We start from the raw sequence: 1673 nt of genomic DNA, 5'->3' as shown, positions 1-1673 counted from the left end.
TTTCCCACGGTCAGCGAGGTCTGGCTACGCCTACTCGAAGCCGACCGCGGCCTGTGAGAACCCGCAGGCCTGCGCTGGGCTGCCGGGTTCGGTGACCGAGGGAGGGCCCGTGGACGCCCGGCAACGGGTGGGCGCCTTGACCGCCCGGGCGGCGGCCCGCCACGACTTACCCTTCGCCAAAGCGCTCGTCGCCAGTCGGTCAGCTGGGTCTTCATGCCGCGTGACCGGCCCGCCGCTTGAGCCGCCGGAAGACGTCGACGCACCATCGCCTCCGTTCGCATACCCCGCTGGGAAGGTGGGCAGGGTGGCAGTGCCGTCGACAGGAGCGAACAGATGATGCGAGCGATAGCCAAGGGTCTGGCTGCCGGGGCGGCCGGCACCGTCGCGCTCAACGTGGCGAGCTACCTCGACATGGCCGTGCGTGGCCGCGGTGCCAGCAGCATCCCCGCCCAGACCGCCGGCGAGCTGGCCGACAAGGCCGGTGTGGAGATCGCCGAGGATCCTGACAGCGACACGGCCGAGCATCGCCGCTCCGGTCTCGGCGCGCTCATGGGCTACGTCACCGGCTTGGGCGTCGGCGCGGCCTACGGGGCGCTGCGTTCCAAAGTCGGGCCGGTGCGACGGCCCGTCGCCACGCTCGCTCTGACCGCCGCCGCCACGGTCGCCAGCGCCGGACCGATGGCGAAGCTGGGCATCACCGACCCGCGGCAGTGGAGCGCCAAGAGCTGGGCGATGGACCTCGGACCGCACCTGGCCTACGGCCTCGTGACCGCGGTCGTGCACGACGAGCTGCTGAGCCGCTGACGACAGCGGTCCGGGAGCCTACTCGTCTCATGGGTCCCGTGGTGCCGAGAACCACGTCCTCACGGACAACCCGCGTGGCCACCGGCCGCTCCGGGTAGGGTCGTGGCGTGATCTCGCGCGAAGGAGAGCATCATGGGCCAGGTGGTGTATCGGTCGGTCGTTGAGGTCCTCCGTCACGGCGGGCCCAGCAGGACGGCGCATCTGCCCGCCGGGGAGGCGGTGGCCTTCGGGGTGCACACCGAGGTCGCCGAGCACTACGGCGTCGATCCCGACCGGTACCCGCCCACGTCCACGACGCTGGACTACGTGGTGGCGGCAGCTGCCGGGTGACTGACCGGGACCTTCGGCGGTGCGCTGGAGGCCAGGGGGATCCCCGCGGGCGACACGCGCCTGCGCGCCGCCGCGATCGGGGAGGTCGAGGTGGAGGACAAGGTTCTGGTGATCAAGCGCATCGCGGTCACCTATCACCTGGCCCTTGACGCCGACGCGGATGTCGACAAGGTGGATCGTGCGTTCAGGGCGCACCCGCCCCGTTGTCCGGTGTACCGCAGCATCCACCCCCAGATCCAGGTGACCACGGCGCTGGAGCTCGACCGCACGGGGGGCGGGGGATCAGCCTGAGCCCGAGCCGGCTTCGCCTGCGGCCAGCGGGATGGTGGCTGCCGCCCGGGAATGCCCCGGGGCCTGCCGCGGGTTACACCTGGAGACAGCCACGAGGAGGCCGTGCGGGTCTCAATGCATCTGGACGCATGACCCAGATGCCGCCCATGGAGCTGATCAGCGGCAGCATGCTCTGCTCGACGGCTGACCGGAGCGCTCACTCGAGCTCGACGATCGTCCCGCCGGCGCCCGCGTCGACGAGCAGCTCC

At 71.4% G+C, this 1673-nt stretch carries 3 protein-coding genes; all 3 read left to right on the top strand.

The annotated features are described in order from the left end of the window. Positions 1-333 precede the first annotated feature (333 nt). Positions 334-804 (top strand): hypothetical protein, encoded by a 471-nt coding sequence (locus WD250_04150; protein ID MEX2619391.1) that lies wholly within the window; start codon positions 334-336, stop codon positions 802-804. Between the two features lie 132 nt (positions 805-936). Then, complete coding sequence (locus tag WD250_04145; protein ID MEX2619390.1) at positions 937-1134, top strand: hypothetical protein; 198 nt, start codon at positions 937-939, stop codon at positions 1132-1134. Positions 1135-1224: 90 nt separating this feature from the next. Further along, positions 1225-1425, top strand: a complete 201-nt coding sequence (locus tag WD250_04140) for a hypothetical protein (protein ID MEX2619389.1) — start codon at positions 1225-1227, stop codon at positions 1423-1425. Positions 1426-1673: the final 248 nt, after the last annotated feature.

This window comes from Egibacteraceae bacterium (assembly GCA_040905805.1).
Lineage (GTDB): Bacteria > Actinomycetota > Nitriliruptoria > Euzebyales > Egibacteraceae > DATLGH01.
This window is presented reverse-complemented; position numbering and strand designations above follow the sequence as displayed.

Bases quoted from the DNA above. Each gene is read 5' to 3' on its own strand.
- WD250_04150 (MEX2619391.1), top strand. From the start codon at position 334: ATGATGCGAGCGATAGCCAAGGGTCTGGCTGCCGGGGCGGCCGGCACC.
- WD250_04145 (MEX2619390.1), top strand. From the start codon at position 937: ATGGGCCAGGTGGTGTATCGGTCGGTCGTTGAGGTCCTCCGTCACGGC.